General features: G+C 68.3%; 24 protein-coding genes. 9 read left to right on the forward strand and 15 right to left on the reverse strand.

From position 1 onward, the window contains the following. Positions 1-59 precede the first annotated feature (59 nt). Complete coding sequence (locus tag ACG3SL_RS07220; protein ID WP_448664460.1) at positions 60-569, forward strand: hemerythrin domain-containing protein; 510 nt, start codon at positions 60-62, stop codon at positions 567-569. A 61-nt stretch (positions 570-630) separates the two neighbouring features. Here the strand turns inward: ACG3SL_RS07220 and ACG3SL_RS07225 are convergent, their stop codons facing one another. The 3 genes from ACG3SL_RS07225 to ACG3SL_RS07235 form a co-directional block, all read right to left on the reverse strand. Beyond that, positions 631-1173 carry a glycine zipper 2TM domain-containing protein gene (locus ACG3SL_RS07225; protein WP_448664461.1) on the reverse strand — a complete coding sequence of 181 codons (543 nt, stop codon included), beginning with the start codon at positions 1171-1173 and terminating at the stop codon, positions 631-633. 140 nt (positions 1174-1313) lie between these two features. Beyond that, positions 1314-1805: a hypothetical protein gene (locus ACG3SL_RS07230; RefSeq protein WP_448664462.1), complete on the reverse strand. Its 492-nt coding sequence runs from the start codon at positions 1803-1805 to the stop codon at positions 1314-1316. Then, positions 1802-4111: an ATP-dependent helicase gene (locus ACG3SL_RS07235; protein WP_448664463.1), complete on the reverse strand. Its 2310-nt coding sequence runs from the start codon at positions 4109-4111 to the stop codon at positions 1802-1804. The genes ACG3SL_RS07230 and ACG3SL_RS07235 overlap by 4 nt, the downstream gene beginning before the upstream one ends. Before the next feature lie 89 nt (positions 4112-4200). On the opposite strand from ACG3SL_RS07235, the gene ACG3SL_RS07240 reads away from it, so the two are divergent. From ACG3SL_RS07240 to ACG3SL_RS07250, 3 genes are all read left to right on the forward strand, one after another. Continuing rightward, the gene (locus tag ACG3SL_RS07240) at positions 4201-4383 is read left to right on the forward strand and encodes a hypothetical protein (protein ID WP_448664464.1); all 183 of its coding nucleotides are present in this window, start codon (positions 4201-4203) and stop codon (positions 4381-4383) included. A gap of 19 nt (positions 4384-4402) precedes the next feature. Further along, positions 4403-5074, forward strand: coding sequence for a hypothetical protein (locus ACG3SL_RS07245; RefSeq protein WP_448664465.1), 672 nt, complete (start codon positions 4403-4405; stop codon positions 5072-5074). A gap of 69 nt (positions 5075-5143) precedes the next feature. Beyond that, positions 5144-6781: an inorganic phosphate transporter gene (locus ACG3SL_RS07250; RefSeq protein ID WP_448664466.1), complete on the forward strand. Its 1638-nt coding sequence runs from the start codon at positions 5144-5146 to the stop codon at positions 6779-6781. Positions 6782-6929: 148 nt separating this feature from the next. Here ACG3SL_RS07250 and ACG3SL_RS07255 read toward each other — a convergent pair whose 3' ends face one another. Beyond that, complete coding sequence (locus tag ACG3SL_RS07255; protein WP_448664467.1) at positions 6930-7115, reverse strand: hypothetical protein; 186 nt, start codon at positions 7113-7115, stop codon at positions 6930-6932. 143 nt (positions 7116-7258) lie between these two features. On the opposite strand from ACG3SL_RS07255, the gene ACG3SL_RS07260 reads away from it, so the two are divergent. Next, a complete protein-coding gene (locus tag ACG3SL_RS07260; RefSeq protein ID WP_448664468.1) occupies positions 7259-8557 on the forward strand; it encodes an MFS transporter in 1299 nt (432 codons plus the stop codon). On the opposite strand, the gene rsmD is transcribed toward ACG3SL_RS07260, so the two are convergent. Next, entirely contained in the window at positions 8554-9093 is a 540-nt protein-coding gene (rsmD, locus tag ACG3SL_RS07265) for a 16S rRNA (guanine(966)-N(2))-methyltransferase RsmD (protein WP_448664469.1), read from the reverse strand. The genes ACG3SL_RS07260 and rsmD overlap by 4 nt on opposite strands. Beyond that, a complete protein-coding gene (locus ACG3SL_RS07270; RefSeq protein WP_448665088.1) occupies positions 9094-10383 on the reverse strand; it encodes a pseudouridine synthase in 1290 nt (429 codons plus the stop codon). It lies immediately after the preceding gene. A gap of 205 nt (positions 10384-10588) precedes the next feature. Between ACG3SL_RS07270 and ACG3SL_RS07275 the strand changes: the two genes are divergently transcribed. Then, positions 10589-11020 (forward strand): response regulator, encoded by a 432-nt coding sequence (locus ACG3SL_RS07275; protein WP_448664470.1) that lies wholly within the window; start codon positions 10589-10591, stop codon positions 11018-11020. 3 nt (positions 11021-11023) lie between these two features. Here ACG3SL_RS07275 and ACG3SL_RS07280 read toward each other — a convergent pair whose 3' ends face one another. Together ACG3SL_RS07280 and ACG3SL_RS07285 are read right to left on the reverse strand one after the other, a co-directional pair. After that, positions 11024-11164 carry a hypothetical protein gene (locus ACG3SL_RS07280; RefSeq protein ID WP_448664471.1) on the reverse strand — a complete coding sequence of 47 codons (141 nt, stop codon included), beginning with the start codon at positions 11162-11164 and terminating at the stop codon, positions 11024-11026. Positions 11165-11218: 54 nt separating this feature from the next. Beyond that, complete coding sequence (locus tag ACG3SL_RS07285; RefSeq protein WP_448664472.1) at positions 11219-12370, reverse strand: aromatic ring-hydroxylating oxygenase subunit alpha; 1152 nt, start codon at positions 12368-12370, stop codon at positions 11219-11221. Positions 12371-12481: 111 nt separating this feature from the next. Between ACG3SL_RS07285 and ACG3SL_RS07290 the strand changes: the two genes are divergently transcribed. From ACG3SL_RS07290 to ACG3SL_RS07300, 3 genes are read left to right on the forward strand one after another with little or no spacing between them, the layout of a single operon-like run. Next, positions 12482-13804 carry an AmpG family muropeptide MFS transporter gene (locus tag ACG3SL_RS07290; protein WP_448664473.1) on the forward strand — a complete coding sequence of 441 codons (1323 nt, stop codon included), beginning with the start codon at positions 12482-12484 and terminating at the stop codon, positions 13802-13804. Beyond that, positions 13804-14565 (forward strand): tetratricopeptide repeat protein, encoded by a 762-nt coding sequence (locus ACG3SL_RS07295; RefSeq protein WP_448664474.1) that lies wholly within the window; start codon positions 13804-13806, stop codon positions 14563-14565. Before ACG3SL_RS07290 ends, ACG3SL_RS07295 begins: the two co-directional genes overlap by 1 nt. After that, positions 14562-15056 (forward strand): DUF2939 domain-containing protein, encoded by a 495-nt coding sequence (locus tag ACG3SL_RS07300; RefSeq protein WP_448664476.1) that lies wholly within the window; start codon positions 14562-14564, stop codon positions 15054-15056. Before ACG3SL_RS07295 ends, ACG3SL_RS07300 begins: the two co-directional genes overlap by 4 nt. Before the next feature lie 10 nt (positions 15057-15066). On the opposite strand, the gene ACG3SL_RS07305 is transcribed toward ACG3SL_RS07300, so the two are convergent. The 7 genes from ACG3SL_RS07305 to ACG3SL_RS07335 form a co-directional block, all read right to left on the reverse strand. Continuing rightward, positions 15067-15492, reverse strand: coding sequence for a DUF6628 family protein (locus tag ACG3SL_RS07305; RefSeq protein WP_448664477.1), 426 nt, complete (start codon positions 15490-15492; stop codon positions 15067-15069). An 86-nt stretch (positions 15493-15578) separates the two neighbouring features. Then, complete coding sequence (locus tag ACG3SL_RS07310; protein WP_448664478.1) at positions 15579-16907, reverse strand: bifunctional folylpolyglutamate synthase/dihydrofolate synthase; 1329 nt, start codon at positions 16905-16907, stop codon at positions 15579-15581. Between the two features lie 117 nt (positions 16908-17024). After that, positions 17025-17879 (reverse strand): acetyl-CoA carboxylase, carboxyltransferase subunit beta, encoded by an 855-nt coding sequence (gene accD / locus ACG3SL_RS07315; protein ID WP_448664479.1) that lies wholly within the window; start codon positions 17877-17879, stop codon positions 17025-17027. Beyond that, on the reverse strand, positions 17876-18688 hold the full coding sequence (gene trpA / locus ACG3SL_RS07320) for a tryptophan synthase subunit alpha (RefSeq protein ID WP_448664480.1): 813 nt from the start codon (positions 18686-18688) through the stop codon (positions 17876-17878). Before trpA ends, accD begins: the two co-directional genes overlap by 4 nt. 208 nt (positions 18689-18896) lie before the next feature. Then, a complete protein-coding gene (gene trpB, locus ACG3SL_RS07325; RefSeq protein ID WP_448664481.1) occupies positions 18897-20126 on the reverse strand; it encodes a tryptophan synthase subunit beta in 1230 nt (409 codons plus the stop codon). Further along, positions 20123-20755, reverse strand: a complete 633-nt coding sequence (locus tag ACG3SL_RS07330; protein ID WP_448664482.1) for a phosphoribosylanthranilate isomerase — start codon at positions 20753-20755, stop codon at positions 20123-20125. Before ACG3SL_RS07330 ends, trpB begins: the two co-directional genes overlap by 4 nt. A gap of 16 nt (positions 20756-20771) precedes the next feature. Continuing rightward, on the reverse strand, positions 20772-21275 hold the full coding sequence (locus ACG3SL_RS07335; RefSeq protein ID WP_448664483.1) for a GNAT family N-acetyltransferase: 504 nt from the start codon (positions 21273-21275) through the stop codon (positions 20772-20774). Positions 21276-21278 lie beyond the last annotated feature (3 nt).

Below are 21278 nucleotides of genomic sequence, written 5' to 3' on the forward strand. Positions count from 1 at the left end.
CCAAGCTGGAACGAAGCGTTGCAAGTCATGGTTATGCTACTGGAAACAGGAGGCAAATCATGGCCGATACCAAGCAGGACGCAATCGCACTACTCAAGGCGGATCACCGCACCGTCGAGGATCTTTTCGAAGCATTCGAAAAGGCCAGCGGTGATGGGCGCAAGCAGAAGATCGCCCGGCAGATATGCCTGGAACTGACCGTCCACGCCCAGATCGAGGAAGAAATCTTCTACCCCGCCTGCGAAGGCAAGGTGGACGAGGATCTGTTGCAGGAGGCCTATGTCGAGCATGACGGCGCCAAGGTGCTGATTGCCGAAATCGAAGCCGGCGGGCCGAGCGACGATTTCTATGACGCCAAGCTCAGCGTGCTGTCCGAACAGATCGAGCACCATGTCGAGGAAGAGGAAAAGCGGATGGAGGGCATGTTCTCGCAGGCTCGCCATGCCGGGCTCGACATGGACGCGCTCGGCGAACAGCTGCGCGCGCGTAAGGAAGAGCTGGTGGCCGAATATACCGCCAACGGCCTGCCCAAGCCAAAGACCACGTCGTTCCGCGAAGTGACGGTGTGACGTGAAATAGGTGGAGATGCCGCCGCCGTGCAGTGCGGCGGCATCTCCATTTCCGCGGCCTTTAGCGGCAGCGGACTTCCTGATTGTTCGCCTGGTTGTTGCGGTCGATCGAATTGCCCAGCGCGCCGCCGGCAATCGCACCGAGCAGGGTGCCCACGGTGCGCGAACCGCGCCCGGCGATGACGTTGCCGAACAGGCCACCCGCAGCGGCGCCGACGACCAGACCGGCGGTGCCGTCCGGGCGGCGGCAGTAATAGCGGCCATCCTCACCACGATAGACGCGGTCGTCGCGGCTCAGCACGCGCTCCTGATAATTGCCCGGGCGGTAATAGCGCGGGGCATCCCAATCGTCGCCATCGTCATAGCGCGGATCGGGGCCGGGGCGTGGGCCGTTCCAGCCGGTGTTCACTGCGCGCGAGCGGCGATACCGCTCCACGGCCTGGTGATAGATCTGATATTCGTTGTCGAAGCGGCGCTGGGCAGCGTCCAGCCGCGCCTCTTCTTCCTGCGGGGCGGCATAGCGCACGCCCGACTGCGCCGCAGCCGGGCTGCTCACGGCGAACGACGCGGCGGCGAGCGCGGCCAGGCTGATTAGGTGCTTCATGCGTAATCTCCTTTTGTGCAGCCGATACGACTGGCACGTGGAAACGTTCCAGCAATAGGGATGAAGCCGTAATGAACGGCCCGTTGCCTGCCCCGAAACGTTACACCCTTTGCGGCAGCCGGTGCCATCGCGGGGCTGGTTCAGGCGCCGTGTGTCCTGCCCAACCGGGGGGTGAAGCGCGCCAATTGCTGTTCGATCGCGTCGGCATCGTGATCACCCGCGACTCGCACATCGACCAGCGAGCCAAAGGGCTTGAGCGTTCCCTCGATCACGATCGACAGCCCCTTGTCGTCGGGCACGGCGCTGATCGCCTCGATCCGCGACCAGGCGATGCGCGTCGGCTGCCAGCGGAAATCGCCGCGCAGCGTGATCCCGAAATCGTCGATCACCAGCTGCGGCTCGCGGTTGCGGCGTGCATCCGCCACGCGCCGGGCGGCGCGGTTGCACACGCCCGCCGCGCACGCCCCGGCGACCGCGAGTGCCGCCCATGCGAGCTTCCAGACCAGCGGATCGCTCGACGAACGCAGCGCCAACCACAGGAACAGCGCCGCCGCCGCACCACCGGCGCCCGCCAGCAACCGCTGCGTCCGCACGGCGATGTCCGCCGGGTAAAAGACCAGCGGCGCGTTCAACTGAGGCTCACGAAACTGTCCATCACGCGCTTGCGCCCGGCGGTCTCGAAATCGATCTCCAGCTTGTTGCCCTCGATCTCGGCGATCAGGCCATAGCCGAATTTCTGGTGGAACACGCGCATCCCCAGCGACAGGTCGCTGCGCGGCTTGGCGCCGAAGCTGACCGCCGAGGCGCGGCTTTCCAGCACGCGCGGGGCTTCCCGCGTGAAAGTCCGGTTGGTGAAGCCGCCGCCGGGGTTCTTGGGATCCACCCCCGCCGCGCGCTGCCACCCCGGGCCGCGCCCGGTGCCGCGCCCGACATCCTCGAACGGATCGGCGCGGTCGCTCCAGTTCGCGCGCCACAGCGATGCGCCGCCCTGCATCGAGTTTTCCTGCGCGATATGCTCTTCGGGCAGTTCGGCGATGAAGCGGCTGGGCAGGCTGCTCGTCCACTGGCCATAGATGCGGCGATTGGCGGCGTGGAGGATCGTCGCCTGCCGCCGCGCGCGCGTGATCGCGACATAGGCGAGGCGGCGTTCCTCCTCCAGGCTGGCGAGCCCGCCCTCGTCCAGCGCGCGCTGCGAGGGGAACACGCCTTCCTCCCATCCCACCAGGAACGCAGTGTCGAATTCCAGTCCCTTGGCGGCGTGGATCGTCATGATCGTCACCTTTGGCTCCTCGGCGGAGCCCTCATTGTCCATGACCAGGCTCACATGTTCGAGGAACGCGGTCAGGCTGTCATATTCCTCCATCGCGCGGACGAGTTCGTTGAGGTTTTCCAGCCGCCCCGCCGCCTCGGCGGTGCGATCGGCCTGCCACATCGCGGTATAGCCGCTCTCATCCAGGATGATCCGCGCGAGGTCGGGGTGCTGCAGCGTGTCGCCCATGCTGCGCCAGCGGGCGATGTCGCCGATCAGATTGCCCATCGCCCGGCGTGCCTGCGGCGTCATCTCGTCGGTATCCAGGATGCGCGCGGCGGCGCTCGTCAGCGGCAGCCCGGCGGCGCGGGCGAACTGGTGGACCTTGGCCAGCGCCTTGTCGCCCAGCCCGCGCTTGGGCGTGTTGACGATCCGCTCGAACGCCAGATCGTCCGAAGGCTGCGCCACCACGCGCAGATAGGCCAGCGCGTCACGGATTTCCTGCCGCTCATAGAAACGAAAGCCGCCGATGATGCGATAGGGCAGGCCGATCGCGATAAAGCGGTCCTCGAACTCGCGCGTCTGGTGCTGCGCGCGCACCAGGATCGCGGTGGCGTCCAGGCTCATGCCGCCGCGCTGGAGCGCCTCGATCTCCTCGCCCACGCGCCGCGCCTCTTCGGGCCCGTCCCACACGCCGAGCACCTTGACCTTCTCGCCTACGTCCTTCTCGGTCCACAGCGTCTTGCCCAGCCGCCCGCCATTGTTGGCGATCACGCCCGATGCTGCGCCCAGGATGTGCGGAGTCGATCGGTAATTCTGCTCCAGCCGGATGACCTTGGCGCCGGGGAAGTCCTTTTCGAACTTCAGGATATTTTCCACCTGCGCGCCGCGCCACGAATAGATCGACTGGTCGTCGTCGCCGACGCAGCACAGGTTCTTGCGCTCCTGCGCCAGCAGCCGGAGCCAAAGATACTGGACGCTGTTGGTATCCTGATACTCGTCGACCATGATGTAGCGGAAGCGCTGCTGATAATGGTGCAGCACCTCGCGGTCGGTGCGCAGGATCGTCAGCATATGGAGCAGCAGGTCGCCGAAGTCGCAGGCGTTCAGCGTGCGCAGCCGGTCCTGGTACAGCGCGTAGAGCGCCTGTCCCTTGCCATTGGCGTACAGCTCGGACTGGCCGGCGTCGATGTCCTTGGGCGTCAGCCCCTTGTTCTTCCACTGGTCGATCAGCCCGGCCAGCGACCGCGCGGGCCATCGCTTCTCGTCGAGATCGGCGGCGGCGATAAGCTGCTTGAGCAGCCGCAGCTGGTCGTCGGTGTCGAGGATGGTGAAATTGCTCTGCAACCCCACCAGCTCGGCATGACGCCGCAGCATCTTGGCCCCGATCGCGTGGAACGTGCCGAGCCACGGCATCCCCTCCACCGCATCGCCAACCAGACGGCCCACGCGCTCGCGCATTTCGCGCGCCGCCTTGTTGGTGAAAGTGACCGACAGGATCTCCGACGGATACGCCTTGCGCGTCCACAACAGGTGCGCGAGCCGCGCGGTCAGCGCCGCCGTCTTGCCGGTGCCCGCGCCCGCCAGCACCAGCACGGGCCCCTCGGTCGTCAGCACGGCGTCGCGCTGCGGCGCGTTCAACCCTTGGAGGTAGGGCGGTTCGTCAGGGGAGGGCGCGGGAAGAGTCATTGGCGAACAGGTAGGGAACGCGGGCGCGCGGGGCAAGTTGCTTCCGCCATCGCCGCGCGGCAATAGGAGCGCCGAAGGAGAACAGCCCGATGCGCTGGGGAAACAGGAAGTTGCGGCTGGGCATCGTGCTCGCCATCGCCATCACTGCGGCATTTGTCGCGTGGCGTACCGATCAGGCGAAGCAGCCGCACGCCAAATGCGAACCGGGCCGGGTAGAGGAAAAGGATGCAAGCGGCGCAGTAACCAAGATCACCCGTACGACCTGCGGATAAACTTCGCTATAGTGCAGTAATGCGCCTGCTCCTGCTGCCTGTTGTATTGATGTTCGCCTTGCCTGCCTATGCGCAGGTCGAGCAGCTCGACCAGATCGAGCCCGATGCGGGGGAGATTCAGGCGGAAGTCTTCACCGGCCCGGGCGGCACCGCTTTCGAAGCGCTGATAGGCGTCTCCCGCCACTTCGCGCTGGGCGGCGAAGTCGAAATGGAAGACGGGCGCGTCGAGGAAGCGGGCGCGGTGGCGCTGGTGCGCTTCACCGATCCCGACCGCGCGCCGCTGGGGCTGGGCATCGGCGGGCAGGCGATGCTCGGCGCGGGCGGGCGCTTGCGCGAACTCGAACTGCGCGGATTGATCGAGCGGCGGGGCAAGCGCTGGTGGGTGCAACTCGACCCGATCCTGCGCCATGCCCGCGACTCGGACGGCGGGCGCGGCACCGGCATCGCCTATGCCGTGTCGGCACAGCGGTCGCTGGCGGGCGGGGTCTGGCTGGGGGCCGAGGCGTCGGGCCGGCTCGCGCGCCTGTCGGGCAGCGCGGAACTCGCGCCTGCGGCCGAGCATTATGCCGGCCCCAGCCTTACGGTGCAGGCGCGGGGCGGCGATGTCGAGATCGGCCTCGCCTGGCTCCAGCGGCTCAAGGGACAGGGCGCGAAATCGGGCCCGCGCCTGTTCGTGCAGCTCAGTTTTTGAGCGCGTCCCGCCCGGCTGTAACCTGTTTGTCATCACATTGTCACAGTCCGCGCCCACAGGCGCGGCATCATGGCCACCTTAGCAATGGACCAGGCCCCGAAGGCTGAAACGCCACGGGGCAACCGATTCGAATATCGGACCCACCCCCTCGCCAAGCTTCTGTTCGCAGTGATCCTGCTGGGCGGGCTGGCCTTTGCCGGCTGGAGCGTGTTGACCGACACGCAGGTGGCTGGTGAGCAGCTGGCGGTGGGGGCCTTCGCGTTCCTCGCGCTGGCGCTCGTGATCGCGCTCGGCTTTGAATTCGTGAACGGCTTCCACGATACCGCCAATGCGGTCGCGACGGTGATCTACACCAATTCGATGCCCGCGCATTTTGCCGTGGTGTGGTCGGGCTTCTTCAATTTCGTTGGTGTGATGGCATCGTCTGGCGCGGTCGCCTATTCGATCATCACGCTGCTGCCGGTCGATCTGATCCTCAACGTCGGCAGCGCCGCCGGCTTCGCGATGATCTTCGCGCTGCTGCTCGCCGCCGTGCTGTGGAACCTCGCGACCTGGTATGTCGGCCTGCCCAACAGCTCGTCGCACACGCTGATCGGCTCGGTGCTGGGCGTCGGCCTCGCCAACCAGCTGCTCCAGGCGGGCTCGCGCGGCGGCACCGCCGGCGTCGACTGGGCGCAGGCGCAGAAGGTGCTGACCGGGCTGTGGATGGCGCCGCTGATCGGCTTCGGCGCGGCGCTGCTGCTCCTGCTCGTCATGCGGATGCTGGTCCGCAATCCCGAACTCTACAGCCCACCTGCCGAGAACAAGGCGCCGCCCAAGGGCATTCGCGCGCTGCTGATCTTCACCTGCACTGCCGTTTCGTTCAGCCATGGCTCGAACGACGGGCAGAAGGGCATGGGGCTCATCATGCTGATCCTGATCGGCTGCGCCCCGACCGCCTATGCGCTCAACCGCACCCTGCCGGCCAGCGCGACGCCCGCCTTCGTCCAGACCGCGAATGTCGCGACTGCCGCGTTCGATGCGAAGGGCGGCCCCGACATGGACGCCCCCGCCGCCCGCGCGGTGCTCACCCAGGCGCTCCAGAACCGCAAGGCCGAGGGCCCGCAGGTCTATGGCGCGCTCGAAAGCCTGTCCAAGGACCTGACCGCGCAGGTCGAGGGCTATGGTTCGCTCAGCGCCGTCCCGGCCGAGGCGACCACCAACGTCCGCAACGACATGTACCTCGTGCTCGACAGCACCAAGCTCGCGCTCAAGTCCCCCGGCGCCTTTACCGAGGCAGAGGGCAAGGCGATCAAGGACTATCAGGCCAAGCTGGAGGCCGGCACGCGCTTCATCCCGCTTTGGGTGAAGATCGTCGTGGCGATCGCGCTCGGGCTCGGCACGATGATCGGATGGAAGCGCATCGTCGTCACCGTGGGCGAACGCATCGGCAAGACGCACATGACCTATGGCATGGGCGCCACCGCCGAGCTGGTCGCGGCCGGCACGATCCTGGCCGCCGACCGCTTCGGCCTGCCGGTGTCGACCACGCACATCCTGTCGTCGGGCGTCGCGGGCGCATCGGTCGCCAGCGGGGCGGGGGTGCAGCGTCGCACGATCCTGCAGCTCGCGGCGGCATGGCTGCTCACGCTGCCGGCGGCGATGGCGCTGTCGGGCGGGCTCTACTGGCTGATGCTCCACGCCGTCGAGATGTTCCATCTCGGCTGAGGCGGGGCGGGGGAGTGACCGCGCCTCCTCCCCTCCGTCATGCTGAACTTGTTTCAGCATCCAACGGGCAAGCGGCAATGTTCTCGCCCGTGGAGGGTTGGGCCCTGAAACAAGTTCAGGGCGACGGCGTAATTGTGAACGCGACGCGCTAAACCTGTCCGTCGCACTCGGTGATGTCGTGGATCGCCAGTTCCAGGCTGGTCTTGAGGCCATGGCCGTCGCTGCGCAGGCTGGCCTTTACGTCGTCCATCGGGTTCCACATCGCCACCGCGATCCCCGACAGGAGCGCAAAGATCGCCGCGTTCAGATAGCGGCGCGCTACGGATTGCTGCATCGCTCTGGTCCCTTTCGACGCATCCTCTGTGCGGTTTCGATACCGCGCCGAAACTGTCGGTTCGATGAACGGACGCTGCCGTAGCGGCAAACGGGGTTGACCCGCGCGATGCCAGCGACGACCAGAGCCGCCGAGGGGATTTCATGACCGCCACCACTGCCGCCGCGCCCGCATCGCATCGCCGCATCCTGTTCGCCAGCCTGGTGGGCACGTCGGTGGAGTTCTACGATTTCTATATCTATGCGACGGCGGCGGCGCTGGTGTTCCCGGCGCTGTTCTTCCCCTCCCACGATCCCGCGCTCCAGCAGCTTATGTCCTATGCCAGCTTCAGCGTCGCGTTCTTCGCGCGACCGCTGGGCGGGCTGGTGTTCGGCCATTTCGGCGATCGCATGGGGCGGAAATCGACGCTGGTCGCTTCGCTGATGCTCATGGGGCTGTCGACCGTGCTCATCGCGTTCCTGCCGGGCTATGCGATGCTCGGCTGGGTCGCGCCGGTGCTGCTGTGCGTGCTCCGCTTCGGCCAGGGGCTGGGGCTGGGCGGGGAGTGGGGCGGCGCGTCGTTGCTGGCGGTGGAGAATGCCCCGCCGGGATGGGCCTATCGCTATGGCAGCTTCCCGCCGCTGGGTGCGCCGGTGGGGTTCATCTTCGCCAACGGGTTCTTCCTGGTGCTGGGGGCGCTGTTGTCCGAGGACCAGTTCCGCGAATGGGGCTGGCGGCTGCCTTTCCTGGCCAGCGCGCTGCTGGTCGCCCTTGGCCTGTGGGTGCGCGTCACGCTGACCGAGACGCCCGCGTTCGTCGAGGCACAGCACGCCGCGCCGCCGCCGCGCGTGCCGCTGGGCGAGTTGCTGCGCGCCCATTGGCTGCCCACGCTGGCGGGGACGGTCGGCACCGTCGCGTGCTTCGCGCTGTTCTATATCGCGACGGTGTTCATCATCGGCTATGGCACCAAGACGCTGGGCTATGGCCGCGAGGCGTTCCTGGCGATCGAGCTGGGGGCGATCCTGTTCATGGCGGCGGGGATCGGCCTTGCCGGGCTGTATGCCGACTGGATCGGCGCGCGGCCCGTGCTGGCGCTGGGCTGTATCGCGACCTTGCCGGTGGGGCTGGCAATGACAGGGATGATCGCACCGGCATCGCCCTGGCTGCTGTTCGCCTGGCTGGCAGTGGGGCTGTTCGTCATGGGCTTCGTCTATGGCCCGCTCGGCGGATGGCTGCCCAGCCTGTTCCCGGCGCGGGTGCGCTATACCGGCGTGTCGGTGGCGTTCAACCTGGGCGGGATCATCGGTGGCGGGCTGACGCCCTTCATCGCCGAGACGCTGGTCCAGCGCGGCGGATTGCTGCTCGTGGGGCTGTACCTCGCGGGCGCGGGGGCGCTCAGCCTGGCGGGACTGGCGCTGACCGCTCGCAACGCGCGCGCCGCCGCCGTCGACCTGCCGCTTTAGGCCGCGCGGAGCAGCGTCAGCCGCGCCTTGCCGTGCACGCGCGTGGCGTCGGCGACATAGCCGGCGACATCGAGTTCCTCGGCCTTTGCCGTCTCCACGCTGATCCAGGTGGCGGGGCCGATCCAGCCCAGCCGCCCCAGCTTGTCGAGCGCCACCGCGCCCGCGCCGGTGCCATAGGGCGGGTCCATCAGGATCACGTCGAGCGGCTTCACCGCCGCGCCCATCGCCATGACAGAGGTGGGGCGCACATCGGCGCCGGTCGCGCCCAGCTTGGCGATATTGGTCTTTAGTGCATCAAGCGCGGCGCGGTCCTGCTCGACGAACAGGCACGACGCGGCGCCGCGCGACAGCGCCTCCAGCCCCAGCGCGCCCGATCCGGCGAACAGGTCGGCAACCGCCAGCCCCTCGAAACTGCCCAGCCGGCTGGCGAGCATCGAGAACAACGCCTCGCGCATCCGGTCCGCCGTGGGACGCGTGGTTTCGCCCTTGGGGGCGACAAGCGGGCGGCCGCGCCAGGTGCCAGCGATGATGCGCATTTACTTCCTGCTCTTCGGGGGCCGCGAGGGGCCATTGGCTTTGCCGCGACCGCCCGAGGGGCCGCCGCTGCGGGGCTTGCCGCCGGTCGGGCGCGGCGGGCGCGGCCGATCGACGAGGTCGCCGGCGCGCGGCTCCTGCGAGTCGCGGTGCGCGCGGGCACGGGCGGCGCGCGCGGGATTGGCGACATCGCCCTGGGCGCGGCGATCGGGGCCGCGCTTGGCGCCCGGCGTCGTGCGCGGAGTGAACTGGGGTGCGCGTTCGCGGCGTCCAGCGTCCTGCGGCGCGCGCTCGGGCCGCACGGCCTGGGCGCTACGCGGCGTCTCCGCCTCGGCCTTTGCCTGCGCCTGGCGCATCGCGTGGCGCGCACGCGCCCGGCCGCCAAAGCCGGTGGGGCGCGGCGGCTGCTCGGCGGGGGCGGGGCGGCCACGACGGGGCGCCTCCGGCTCGACCGGCTCGGCGCGGGGCAGGCGCGGGCGCGCTGCGACGGGGGCAGTGGCACGCGAACGCGGACGATCTGGCTCGACCGCACCGGGGCGGGCACCGCGCGGCGCCTCGACCGGCTCAGGACGCGGGCGCTGCTCGACGACGCGGGCGCGCACTGCGAATTGCAGGTTGGACGCCGCCTTGCCGCCGCCCGGCTTGCTCAGCACGGTGCGGAACGTCGCCAGGTCGCTCTGGCGGATCTCGTCGACATCGCCCGGCGGCAGGTCGCTCAGGTAGAAGGGGCCATAGCGCGTGCGGATCAGCCGGCTGACCTGGAGCCCCAGATGCTCGAGCACGCGCCGCACTTCGCGGTTCTTGCCCTCGGTCAGGGTCATTTCGATCCACAGATTGGCGCCGGTCCGCCGCTCGATATTGGCGTTGATCGAGCCATAGCGCACGCCGTCGATCTCGATGCCGAGCATCAGATCCTCGAGCTGCTCCTGGCTCACCTGGCCATAGGCGCGCGCGCGATAGGTGCGCTCGACGCCGCTCGCGGGCAGTTCCAGCGCGCGCTTCAACTCGCCATCGGTGGTGAGGAGCAACAGCCCCTCGGTATTCAGGTCGAGTCGGCCCACCGGCATGACGCGGGGCAGCCCCTCGGGCATCCGGTCATAGATGGTCGGGCGCCCGGTGAAATCGCGCTCGGCGGTCAGCACGCCGGCGGGCTTGTGATAGCGGAACAGCCGCGCCGCGGTGGGCGCCTCCACGGGTAGACCGTCGACGGTGACCCCGTCGAGCGAAGTCAGCACGGTCGCGGGGGTATCGAGCGGAACCCCGTTGAGCGCGATGCGGCCATCGGCGATCATGCGCTCGATCTCGCGACGCGACGCGATTCCTGCACGGGCGAGCAGCTTTGCGATACGCTGCGGTTCGGATTGTTTGGACGCGGACACTGCGGCGCTATAGCGATATTGGCGGGTCGAGCAAAAAATATTGCGGCGCTGAAAGGGATTTCGCGCGTTACGAGGTGAATGGGGGCGGTGCGCCCCTTGTGCGAGTGAAGGCGGATCGATGTTGTTCGGTAAGAAGAAGCGTTTGATCGAGCGGGTATTGATCGTCGAGGACGAGCCGCTGGTGGCGTTCGACACCGAGCATTTTCTGCGAGCCGAGGGATTCGAAATTGCGGGCACCGTTGATTCGGTGGCTCATGCACTGGAGAATATCGCCGGGTTCGACATGCCCGATCTGGTGCTGCTCGACGTCAACCTGTCCGATGGCAGCGGCGTGGATGTCGCGCGCGCGGCCAACGAACGCGGCGTCCAGGTGCTGTTCGTCACCGGCAACTGCCCCGGTGAGGCAAGGAAACTCGCGGCGGGCTGTCTGGCGAAACCCTATCCGCAACGCGATCTGCTGGCGGCGATCCTCGCGATCGAAGCGGTGATCGCCGGGCAATCGCCCAGGAAGCTGCCGACCAGCTTCAGCCTGTTCCGCTCGGCAGCCTGATCGTCAAAGCAGCACGAAGGCGGCGGCGACCAGCCCCCAGAACACACCGGAAAAGCCCAGCGCGACCAGCAGGCCCACATCGCGACGCACATCCTGTGCATCGGGTTCTTCGAGCAGCTTCTGGAAAACGGGATGAACAGACATGGCGGCAATCCCCGAAAGTGATGGGGGCACCATATCCAGCGGGGGACCCGGCGCTTATTCGTGACTTGTCCGTTCCGTGCTTGTCCGGAGCATTGCTTCGACCGCGTCGTGAAACCGCCTTATGCCCAGTTCCAGCGTCCCCAGCGTAACCCGGTCGATCGCGCCCGAAGCCAGCCCCTGCTGCCCCAGTTCGCACGCCCGGAAATCCTCGCCCGCAAAGACGCCGCCGTCGAGCAGCGACCAGCTCCGCTCCCAATGCGCCCGCGCCTTGTCGGTGGCGGGGGGCTCGGGGATGAGCATGAAATCCTCCACCAGCACGCGGTCGACGCCCTGCGGCATCAGCACCATCAGGTTGATATAGTCGGGGCTGACCACCAGTACCGTCCCCGGAAACATCTGGTAGGTATAGGTAATCGCGGCGCGGAGCGTGGGCCAGTCGTTCGATCCCAGCGCCGCCAGCGCGGCTTCGCGCCCGACCGCCGATCGCTGGTGCGGGCCGATCGTGTCGGCGGCGGAAATCCCGTCCTGAAAGAACGGCGCGATCGAGTCGGCGTGGAGCCGCTGGATGTGATAGCCCTCCAGGAATGCGTCCATCACCAGCTTCCAGTTGGCGTTGACGCTATGGGTGCGCCGCCGGAACAGATGCTGGCCGCCCAGGTCGAACGCCGCGAAATCCTGCGCCAGCGTCTCCGCCTCGGCGAAATCGGCGTCGGCATCGAAGCTGAACCAGATCAGCCCGCCGGCCTCGCGCGTCGCCAGCCGCTTGAGCCCGAACGCCGCCTTGTCGAGCCCCGGAAACGTGTCCGCGCGCGGCACGCCGACCAGCCGCCCGTCGAGCGCATAGCTCCAGGCGTGATAGGGACACACCAGCCGCGGCGCGCTGACCGCCTCGCACCCCTCCACCAGCCGCGTGCCGCGATGGCGGCATACGTTCAGGAAAACGTGCGCCGTGCCCGCCTTGTCGCGGGCGATCAGCAGCGGCTTGCCAAAGCCGTCATGCGGCACCGCCATATTGGGACGCGGCAACAGTGCGGACGGGGCAATGGCGATCGGCACGCGGTCAAAGATGCGCGCCTGCTCCTCGGCAAAGCGCTGCGGGCTGGTATAGGCAGCGGCATCAACATGCGCGATTGCGCCGCCTTCCGGGGCCCCGCCACCGGCAAGCGCGCGGGCCAGCGCAAGCTGGCCCATGGTGGGCGCGTTCATCCTTCCTCTCCTCGACTTTTCAGCTAGTGTCGCGCGATCACGCCAGGGGAGCAAGGGATGGAAGGCCAGCGTATTTTGGAAGAGGGCACAAGGGGCGGATTCGGCGCCACCATGGCCCCCTATTTCCGGCCGCGCCCGATCGCCGCGCTGTTGCTGGGGATTTCCAGCGGCTTTCCGCTGGCGCTGCTGCTCGGCACCATGACCTTCTGGCTGGCGAAGGTAGGGATCGACAAGAAGACCATCGGCTTCGCGATCGGGCTCACCACGCCCTATACGCTCAAATTCCTGTGGGCGCCGCTGGTCGACCGGCTCAAGATCCCGGTGCTGACCGGCCTGTTCGGCCAGCGGCGTGCGTGGCTTTTCACCGTGCAGACGCTGCTGTTCGTCAGCGTGTGGATGCTCGGCGCGAGCCAGCCCGAGATGCACCTTGGCGTATTCGCCTTCTGGGCAATCGCCACGTCGTTCCTCGGCGCGACGCAGGACATCGTCATCGACGCCTATCGCATCGAAATCCTCCCCGAGGACGAGCTGGCGCACGGCACGGCGAACAACCAGTTCGGCTATCGCCTGGGCGCGTTCTTCGCGGGGGTGGGCACGATCGCGCTGGCTTCTTCCGAAGGATTGGGGCTGGGCTGGGCGATGGCCTATGGCCTGACCGGCTTCTGCGTTCTTCCCGGCGCGCTGGCAGCCTTGTGGGCCGGGCGCGGGCTGCACGACCAGGTGCTGCGCGACGAGCCGCGCCAGTCCGCCGGACAATGGCTGGAAACGACCGTGATCGGCCCGTTCCGCGAATTCCTCAAGCGGCGCGGCGCGCTGCTGATCCTGTTGTTCGTGCTGGTGTACAAGCTGGGCGACGCGATGGGGCAGGCGATGCTCAACCCGATGATCGTCGAGCTGGGGTTTTCCGACACCGAATTCATCGCGATCAACAAGGTCGTGGGGTTCTGGGGCCTGATCGTCGGCACTGCGCTGTCGGCGCCTTTGCTCGCATGGCTCGGCATGGGGCGGGCGCTGTTCGTGTCGGGGCTGCTGATGATGGTCAGCAACCTGACCTTCGCGGTGCTCGCGTCGCAGGGGCATTCGACGCTGTGGCTGACGATCGCAGTCGCCACCGAACAGGTGACGAGCGGGCTGGGGCTGACGATCTTCGTGACCTATCTCTCCGGCCTGTCGAGCCTTGCCTACACCGCCACCCAGTTCGCACTGCTCTCGTCGCTGGCGGGGGTGGGGCGCACCTGGCTGTCGAGCCCGGCGGGCATTTTGGCCGAGGATCTGGGCTGGGTCGGCTTCTGGGTGATGACCAGCGTGATCGCGCTGCCCGGCATGGTCCTGCTCTGGATCCTGTGGCGCAAGGGCTTCGTCGTCGAAAGCGTCCGCAAGGCGCGCGCGGTGGCGACCGAGACGACCGCAGCCCCCAAGCCCGCAGCCGCCTGATGCCCTATCTCCTCGTCATCGGGCTGCAGGTGCTCTGCATCGTCCATCTCATGCGGCATGGCCGCAACCAGCTGTGGCTGAGCGCGCTGATCTTCCTGCCGGTGGTCAGCGCGCTCGCCTATTTCGTGGTCGAGATCCTGCCCGGGCTGGGCGGCAATCGCCATGTCCGCACCGTGCGGGCGCAGGCCGTGGCGCGGCTCGACCCGGAGCGCGACCTGCGCGCCGCGCGCGATGCACTCGATCTGGCCGACACCGCCGCGAACCGGCTGCGGATCGCAGACGCGCTCGCTGCGTTGGGTCGCCATGACCAGGCCATTTCCTATTATCGCGACAGCATCCGCATGACCGTTGGCGATGTCGATGTCCGCACCCAGAGCAAGCTCGCCGCATCGCTGTTCGAAGTCGGGCAGGCACCCGAAGCGCTCGCGCTGCTCGACGTGCTGCCCGAACCCACCGTCCAGAGCGAAAAGGATCGCCAGGCGCTGCTGCGCGCCCGCGTGCTCGACCATGTCGGCCGCAAGGACGAGGCGCTGTCGCTTTATGCCGATATCGTGACGCGTATGCCCGGCGAAGAGGCGCGCTGCCGCTACGCCGCGCTGCTGCTGGCGGAAGGCTGGGACCGCAAGGCGCTGGCCGTGCTGGAGGAAGTCGAGGCGCGCAAGAAGCGGCTCGACCGGCAGCAGCGCGCCGCCGATGCCGACATGTATCACTGGGCCGACCAGGCGCTGGCGGCACTGCGCGCGCGCGGGGTCTCGGCATGAAGCGCTGGACGATCGCGCTGGCCGCGCTCGGGGTGCTGGTGCTCGGCTGGGCCTGGGGCTCGCCCTATGTCACGCTGTGGCAGCTCAAAAAGGCCGCCGACGCCCGCGATCTGGGCACCTTGTCGGCGCATGTCGATTACCCCGCCGTGCGCGCCAGCCTGAAGCAGCAGTTGCGCGCCCGCGTCGCCGATCAGCGCGAGGGCGGGCTGGGCGGGCTCGCCCGGATGGTCGCCGATCGCTTCGGCGATCCGCTGGTCGATGCCGCCGTAACGCCAGAGGGGATGCGGATCATCTTCGCCACCTCGCCGACGGCAGAGGACAATAGCGGCCCGCAACGGACGATGGGGCTGGATGCGGGCAAGATGACCGTCCGCCGCGAGACGCTGACCCGCTTCGCGCTCGAGCCGCGCGACGACAATGGCACCGGCACCGAACTCGTGTTCGGGCTGCACGGGCTGGGGTGGAAGCTGATCGGCGTACGCCTGCGCTGATCCGCGCGGTTCAGTCCAGCGGCAGTGCCAGGTCGGCAAAGGCATTGGCCAGTGCGTGCGCGGTCGATGCCACGCCGCTGGCGTCGCGCACGCCCAGCAGGTCGGACAGCAACAGGTTGGCGGTCGCCGGGCTGGTACGCACCCGCGCGATCGCGTCGAGCAGCGTCGCCTCGGACTTGGTCATCCGGCTGCAGCACCAGGGCGCGATCTGGATCGGCCCCTTCGACAGCGCCGAGATATCCGCCATCAGCGCGCGGAGCAGCAGCAAGGGGCGTTGAAATCCCTTGCCGAATCCAGTGACGATCGCGTGCGCGGCGCACGCGTCGTTGAGCCCATGCGCGCCCATCTGGCGAATTCCGAACAGCAACAGGCGCGCGCCCGCATCCTCCGGCTGGAGCGCGGGCAGCGTGGCGGACAGGGTAGTGGCGGCTGACATATACTCGACTCCCGCGTTGGCGATGGAGCGAGTGTTGCGATTTCGCTATTAATAGTCAATCGCAATAAGGCTGATCGAGCCCGCGCTCAGTCGGGCAGCTCGCCATTCGCCGCCAGCACGCCCCCGGCAAGGTACAGCGACCCCGCAATCAGCACGATCGGCGCAGGCCCGGAATCGGCGGCAATCCTTGCCAGCGCCTCCGCAGGACCGGCGGCAATGTCCACCACTGCCACCCCGCGCGCCGCAGCCGCTGCCGCAATCTCCTCCGGCGCGTGGTGCGCGTGCCCCGGCACCGGCACGGCGATCACGCGATCCGCCAGCGGCGCCAGCGGGTCGAGCAGCCCGTCGGCGTCCTTGTTCGCCAGCATCCCCAGCACCAGCGTCACCGGCCGCCCGCTGTCGCCCACGATCGCGCGCAGCGCCCCGGCGACCGCATCGCCCGCCGCCGCATTATGCCCGCCGTCTAGCCAGACTTCGGCGCCCGCCGGAAGGCGCGCGGTCAGCGGCCCGGCGCCCAGACGTTGCATCCGCGCCGGCCACCGCGCCGCGCGCGCCGCCTCGGCATAGGCGCTGTCGGGCAGCGTCAGCGCGGTCTGGTGGCGCAGGATCGCCGTCGCCAGCGCCAGATTGCCCGGCTGATGCGGCCCCGCCAGCGCGGGGAGGGGCAAAGTGAGGCTCCCCTGGCCGTCTGCATAGGCGATGGCTTCGGCACCGACCGCATAGCGCCACTCGGCCCCCTCTGCCTGCCACGTCGCGCCACGCTGTGCCGCGCTTGCGCCGATCACGGCGGCGATTTCGGGCGAATAGGCCATCGTCACCAGCGGAACGCCCGGCTTGGCGATGCCCGCCTTTTCCGCCGCAATCGCCTCGGCGGTGTCGCCCAGGAACGCCTGATGGTCGATCCCCAGCTGCGCGATGGCCGTCACCGCCGGCGCGGCGATCACATTGGTCGCGTCGAGCCGCCCGCCAAGCCCCACTTCGACGATGCACGCATCCGCCGGGGTACGGGCAAAGGCGAGGAACGCCGCAGCGGTCGTCACTTCAAAGAAGCTCGCGCCAATGTCGCCACCCGCGTCGAGCACTTCGGCGAGCAGGGGCGCCAGCACGGCATCCGAAATCAGCGTACCGGCCACGCGGATACGCTCGTTGAAGCGCACCAGATGCGGGCTCGAATAGACATGCGCCGTCATCCCCGCCGCCTCGATCGCGGCGCGCAGATAGGCGCAGGTCGACCCCTTGCCATTGGTCCCTGCGACATGGAGCACCGGCGGCAGGCGCAGTTGCGGATCGCCTACTCGCGCCAGCAACCGCGTGATCCGGTCCAGCCCCAGAATATCGGCGCCCGGCGAGAGCAGCGTCAGCCGCTCAAGCTGGCACTGCACCGCCGGATCGGAGGAAATCGCGAAATCAGCCAATATTCCCCTCCCGCTTGCGGGAGGGGCCAGGGGAGGGGGCGACATGGAGAGGAAGTGCCCCCGCTGCACCCAAGCCCTCGCCCGACCCAAGAGAGCGGAGCGCAAACGCGAAACGCACTACGCCGCCTGCTTCGCCTCGCACAGTAGCCCGATCAGCCGGCCCAGCACGTCGCGCAAGTCGCGGCGATGCTCGACCCGGTCGACCAGCCCATGCTCGCGATAATATTCGCTGGTCTGGAAATCGTCGGGCAGCTTTTCGCGGATCGTGTTCTCGATCACGCGCCGCCCGGTAAACGCCAGCGTCGCGCGCGGCTCGGCGATCTGGACGTCGCCCAGCATCGCATAGGCCGCCATCACGCCGCCCGACGTCGGGTCGGTCAGCACGACGATATAGGGCAGGCCCGCATCGTGCAGCATTTCGATCGCCACGGTAGTGCGCGGCATCTGCATCAGGCTGAGGATACCCTCCTGCATCCGCGCGCCGCCCGATGCGGTGAAGACGATGTACGGCGCGCGCGCGGCGATCGCCGCCTCGACGCCGGCGATGAACGCCTCGCCCACGGCCTGGCCCATCGACCCGCCCATGAACGCGAAGTCCTGCACGCCGATTACGGCCTTCTTGCCGAAGATCGTGCCCAGCGCGTTCTGGAACGCATCCGTCTCGCCGGTCGCGGTGCGCGCCGCCTTCAGCCGCACCGGATAGGGCTTCTGGTCGCGGAACTTCAGCGGGTCTTCGGCGACCTTGGGGCTCGGCAGCACGGCATAGCTGCCTTCGTCGAACAGATACTGAAAGCGCAGCGCCGCGCCGATGCGGTCGTGATGGTCGCAATGCGGGCAGACATGGAGGTTATCCTCCAGCTCCTTGGTGAACACCATCGTCCCGCATCCCTTGCACTTGTGCCAGAGATTGTCGGGGGTCTCCTTGCGCGGTGCGAGCGCCAGGACGTTGCGGACGCGGCTGATCCAGCTCATGCGACTTCCTTGGGGGTAGAGGCGGCCAGCGCCGCCGATAGCGATTGGATATAGGTGCGGACTGGCCCGGCCGCTTGCGTGGCATGCGCTGCAACCAGCTCGACGATCGCGGAGCCGACGACGACGCCGTCCGCAACGCGCCCGATCGCCGCTGCCTGTTCGGGCGTGCGCACGCCGAAGCCGACCACGACGGGGATGTCGGTCGCCGCCTTGAGCCGCGCGACCGCGTCTTCGATCGAGGCCTGCGCCGCCTGCTGCAGCCCGGTGATCCCGGCGACCGACACATAATAGATAAAGCCCGACGCGCCATCGAGCACCGTCGGCAGCCGCGCCGCATCGGTCGTCGGCGTGGCGAGCCGGATCACGTCGAGCCCATGCGCGCGGAAGGGGAACAGGTCGTCTGCTTCCTCGGGCGGAATGTCGACGCAGATGATCCCGTCCACGCCCGCCGCCGCCGCCTTTGCCGCGAACGCCTCCGGGTTGGGGCGCGTCATGGTGTTGGCATAGCCCATCAGCACCAGCGGCACGTCCGGGTGCCGCGCGCGAAACGCCGTGGCGATGGCGAACACATCGGCAGTGCGCGTGCCCGCCGCGAGGCTGCGCAGGTTCGCCGCCTGGATCGCCGGGCCATCGGCCATCGGATCGGTGAACGGCATCCCCAGCTCGATCACATCGGCCCCGCCCGCAACAAGCGCGTCGAGGATCGCGGCGGTATCCCGCGCCGTGGGATCGCCTGCCGTCACAAACGTGACCAGCGCGGCGCGCCCGGCATCGGAGGCGCGGGCGAAAGCGGAAGCAAGCCGGGTCACTTAGCCCCCTCCGTCACCCCGGCGAAAGCCGGGGCCTCATGCGATTGCGGGAATAGCGGCCCGAGATCCCGGCCTTCGCCGGGAAGACGATTATATTGAAGGTTCATGGGATCCATTGCCGTCACCCCGGCGAAAGCCGGGGCCTCGTGCGATTGCGGGACTCGCGGCCAAAGATCCCGGCCTTCGCCGGGATGACGATGGTGCATGCTCATATCGCCACCCCCAGCGCGTCGGCGACCGTGAAAATGTCCTTGTCCCCGCGCCCGCACAGGTTCGCCAGGATCACCTTGTCGCGCGGCATTTCGCGGGCGATTTTGGCCACCGCCGCGATCGCATGGCTCGGCTCCAGCGCGGGGATGATGCCTTCGGTCCGGCACAGCAACTGGAACGCGTCCAGCGCCTCGGTATCGGTCACACTGGTATACTGCACGCGGCCAATGTCGCGCAGCCACGCATGCTCGGGCCCGATGCCCGGATAGTCGAGCCCCGCCGAGATCGAGTGCGCCTCGGTGATCTGGCCGTCCTCGTCCTGGAGCAGATAGGTGCGGTTGCCGTGCAGGATGCCGGGCTCACCGCCCGCCAGGCTGGCCGCGTGCCGCTTGTCCAGCCCTTCGCCCGCCGCCTCGACGCCCAGCATCTGGACGTCGGCGTCGTCGAGGAACGGATGGAACAGCCCGATCGCGTTGCTGCCCCCGCCGATTGCCGCGACCAGCAGGTCGGGCAGCTTGCCGGTGCGGGCCAGCATCTGCGCGCGCGCTTCCTTCCCGATCACCGACTGGAAATCGCGCACCAGCTCCGGATAGGGATGCGGGCCCGCCGCCGTGCCGATGATGTAGAAGGTGTCGTGGACATTCGCGACCCAGTCGCGCAGCCCCTCGTTCATCGCGTCCTTCAGCGTCGCCGCGCCGCTGGTCACCGGCACCACTTCGGCGCCGAGCAGCTTCATGCGGAACACATTGGGCTGCTGCCGCGCCACGTCGGTCGCGCCCATATAGATGACGCAGGGCAGGCCGAAGCGCGCACAGACCGTGGCCGTCGCCACGCCATGCTGCCCCGCGCCGGTCTCCGCGATGATCCGCGTCTTGCCCATGCGCATCGCCAGCAGGATCTGGCCGATGCAATTGTTGATCTTGTGCGCGCCGGTGTGGTTCAGCTCGTCGCGCTTGAACCAGACCTCAGCCCCCATACCCGCGGGCGCGTTCGCGCGCAGCGCATCGGTCAGCCGCTCGGCATAATAAAGCGGGCTGGGGCGCCCGACATAATGTTCGAGCAGGTCGTCGAATTGCGCGTGAAAGGCGGGATCGGCCTGCGCCGCGCGGTAATGGCGCTCCAGGTCGAGGACCAGCGGCATCAGCGTCTCGGCGACGAAGCGGCCGCCGAACTGACCGAAATGCCCGCGATCGTCGGGCTGGGCGCGATAGGAATTGGGAGCGTTCATAGAGCGGCCACTGCCTTAAGGAATGCTGCGATCTTGTCCACAGCCTTGGTGCCCGGCGCCGTCTCGACGCCGGAGGAAACATCGACCAGCGGCGCGCCCGTCACGCGCACGGCCTCGGTCACATTGGCGGGGTCGAGCCCGCCGGACAGCGCCCAGGGCATGGCATGGGCATGGCCTTGGAGCAGCGTCCAGTCGAACCGCAGCCCCATGCCGCCCGGCAACGCCGCGCCCTCGGGCGTCTTGGCGTCGTACAATATCCGGTCCGCCGCACCGTTGAACGCCGCTGCCGCGCCCAGATCGGCGCGGGTCTTGACCGCAATCGCCGCCCATACCGGCACGCGCGCCCGGATTGCCGCAGCCCGCGCGGGCGTCACCTTGTGCAGCTGCACCGCGTCGAGCCGCCCCGCCGCAATCGCCGCGTCGAGCAGTGCGTCGTCGGGATCGACGAACACGCCGATTCGCTGGACATGCGCCGGCACCCGCTGCGCCAGCCCCGCCGCCTGACCAAGGTCGAGGTTGCGCGGCGAGGGCGCGAAGAACACGAACCCGACATGGCTCGCGCCGTTCGCCACGGCGGCGTCCAGCGTTTCGGGCGTGGAGAGGCCACAGATCTTGGCAGTCACAGGCATGGGGAGCCCATAGGCGCTAGTCGAGCGGCTTGACCAGCACCGTCATGTAATAGGGCGGATCGTGCGGCACCGGAAAATCGCGCCGCTCGCCCGTGACGCGGTATCCGCGCCGGCCATAATAGGCGATCAGCTCGGCGCGCTGTTCGATCACCGTCATTTCGATCCGGTCGGCACCGAACGCATCGCGCGCGCACGCTTCGGCCGCGGCGATCAGCTGCCGGCCAAGCCCCGCAGCCTGCAACCCGGGATCGACGCATAGCAACCCCAGATAGGCGAGCCCCGCACCCCGGTCGCTCACCTGCACGCACCCGACCGGCGCATCGCCCTCTGTCGCAATCAGCAGCCGCGTGGTCGGGTCCGCGACGATGGCCTCCAGCGTCTCCAAGTCGGTGCGGGTATCGTCGAGCAGGTCGGCCTCGTGCGTCCACCCCTGCCGCGCGCTGTCGCCGCGATAGGCGCGCTCGATCACGCGGTGCAGCGCGGGCAGGTCGGTCGGCAGGGCAGGGCGAATGGTCGGCATCGC

Source organism: Sphingomonas degradans (genome assembly GCF_053502645.1).

Bases quoted from the DNA above. Each gene is read 5' to 3' on its own strand.
- ACG3SL_RS07255 (WP_448664467.1), bottom strand. From the start codon at position 7,115: ATGCAGCAATCCGTAGCGCGCCGCTATCTGAACGCGGCGATCTTTGCG.
- ACG3SL_RS07300 (WP_448664476.1), top strand. From the start codon at position 14,562: ATGAAGCGCTGGACGATCGCGCTGGCCGCGCTCGGGGTGCTGGTGCTC.
- ACG3SL_RS07330 (WP_448664482.1), bottom strand. From the start codon at position 20,755: ATGCCTGTGACTGCCAAGATCTGTGGCCTCTCCACGCCCGAAACGCTG.
- ACG3SL_RS07240 (WP_448664464.1), top strand. From the start codon at position 4,201: ATGCGCTGGGGAAACAGGAAGTTGCGGCTGGGCATCGTGCTCGCCATC.
- ACG3SL_RS07280 (WP_448664471.1), bottom strand. From the start codon at position 11,164: ATGTCTGTTCATCCCGTTTTCCAGAAGCTGCTCGAAGAACCCGATGCA.
- rsmD (WP_448664469.1), bottom strand. From the start codon at position 9,093: ATGCGCATCATCGCTGGCACCTGGCGCGGCCGCCCGCTTGTCGCCCCC.
- ACG3SL_RS07275 (WP_448664470.1), top strand. From the start codon at position 10,589: ATGTTGTTCGGTAAGAAGAAGCGTTTGATCGAGCGGGTATTGATCGTC.
- ACG3SL_RS07235 (WP_448664463.1), bottom strand. From the start codon at position 4,111: ATGACTCTTCCCGCGCCCTCCCCTGACGAACCGCCCTACCTCCAAGGG.
- ACG3SL_RS07220 (WP_448664460.1), top strand. From the start codon at position 60: ATGGCCGATACCAAGCAGGACGCAATCGCACTACTCAAGGCGGATCAC.
- ACG3SL_RS07290 (WP_448664473.1), top strand. From the start codon at position 12,482: ATGGCCCCCTATTTCCGGCCGCGCCCGATCGCCGCGCTGTTGCTGGGG.
- ACG3SL_RS07305 (WP_448664477.1), bottom strand. From the start codon at position 15,492: ATGTCAGCCGCCACTACCCTGTCCGCCACGCTGCCCGCGCTCCAGCCG.
- trpB (WP_448664481.1), bottom strand. From the start codon at position 20,126: ATGAACGCTCCCAATTCCTATCGCGCCCAGCCCGACGATCGCGGGCAT.
- ACG3SL_RS07270 (WP_448665088.1), bottom strand. From the start codon at position 10,383: ATGATCGCCGATGGCCGCATCGCGCTCAACGGGGTTCCGCTCGATACC.
- ACG3SL_RS07295 (WP_448664474.1), top strand. From the start codon at position 13,804: ATGCCCTATCTCCTCGTCATCGGGCTGCAGGTGCTCTGCATCGTCCAT.
- ACG3SL_RS07335 (WP_448664483.1), bottom strand. From the start codon at position 21,275: ATGCCGACCATTCGCCCTGCCCTGCCGACCGACCTGCCCGCGCTGCAC.
- ACG3SL_RS07250 (WP_448664466.1), top strand. From the start codon at position 5,144: ATGGCCACCTTAGCAATGGACCAGGCCCCGAAGGCTGAAACGCCACGG.
- ACG3SL_RS07245 (WP_448664465.1), top strand. From the start codon at position 4,403: ATGCGCCTGCTCCTGCTGCCTGTTGTATTGATGTTCGCCTTGCCTGCC.
- ACG3SL_RS07225 (WP_448664461.1), bottom strand. From the start codon at position 1,173: ATGAAGCACCTAATCAGCCTGGCCGCGCTCGCCGCCGCGTCGTTCGCC.
- accD (WP_448664479.1), bottom strand. From the start codon at position 17,879: ATGAGCTGGATCAGCCGCGTCCGCAACGTCCTGGCGCTCGCACCGCGC.
- ACG3SL_RS07260 (WP_448664468.1), top strand. From the start codon at position 7,259: ATGACCGCCACCACTGCCGCCGCGCCCGCATCGCATCGCCGCATCCTG.
- ACG3SL_RS07285 (WP_448664472.1), bottom strand. From the start codon at position 12,370: ATGAACGCGCCCACCATGGGCCAGCTTGCGCTGGCCCGCGCGCTTGCC.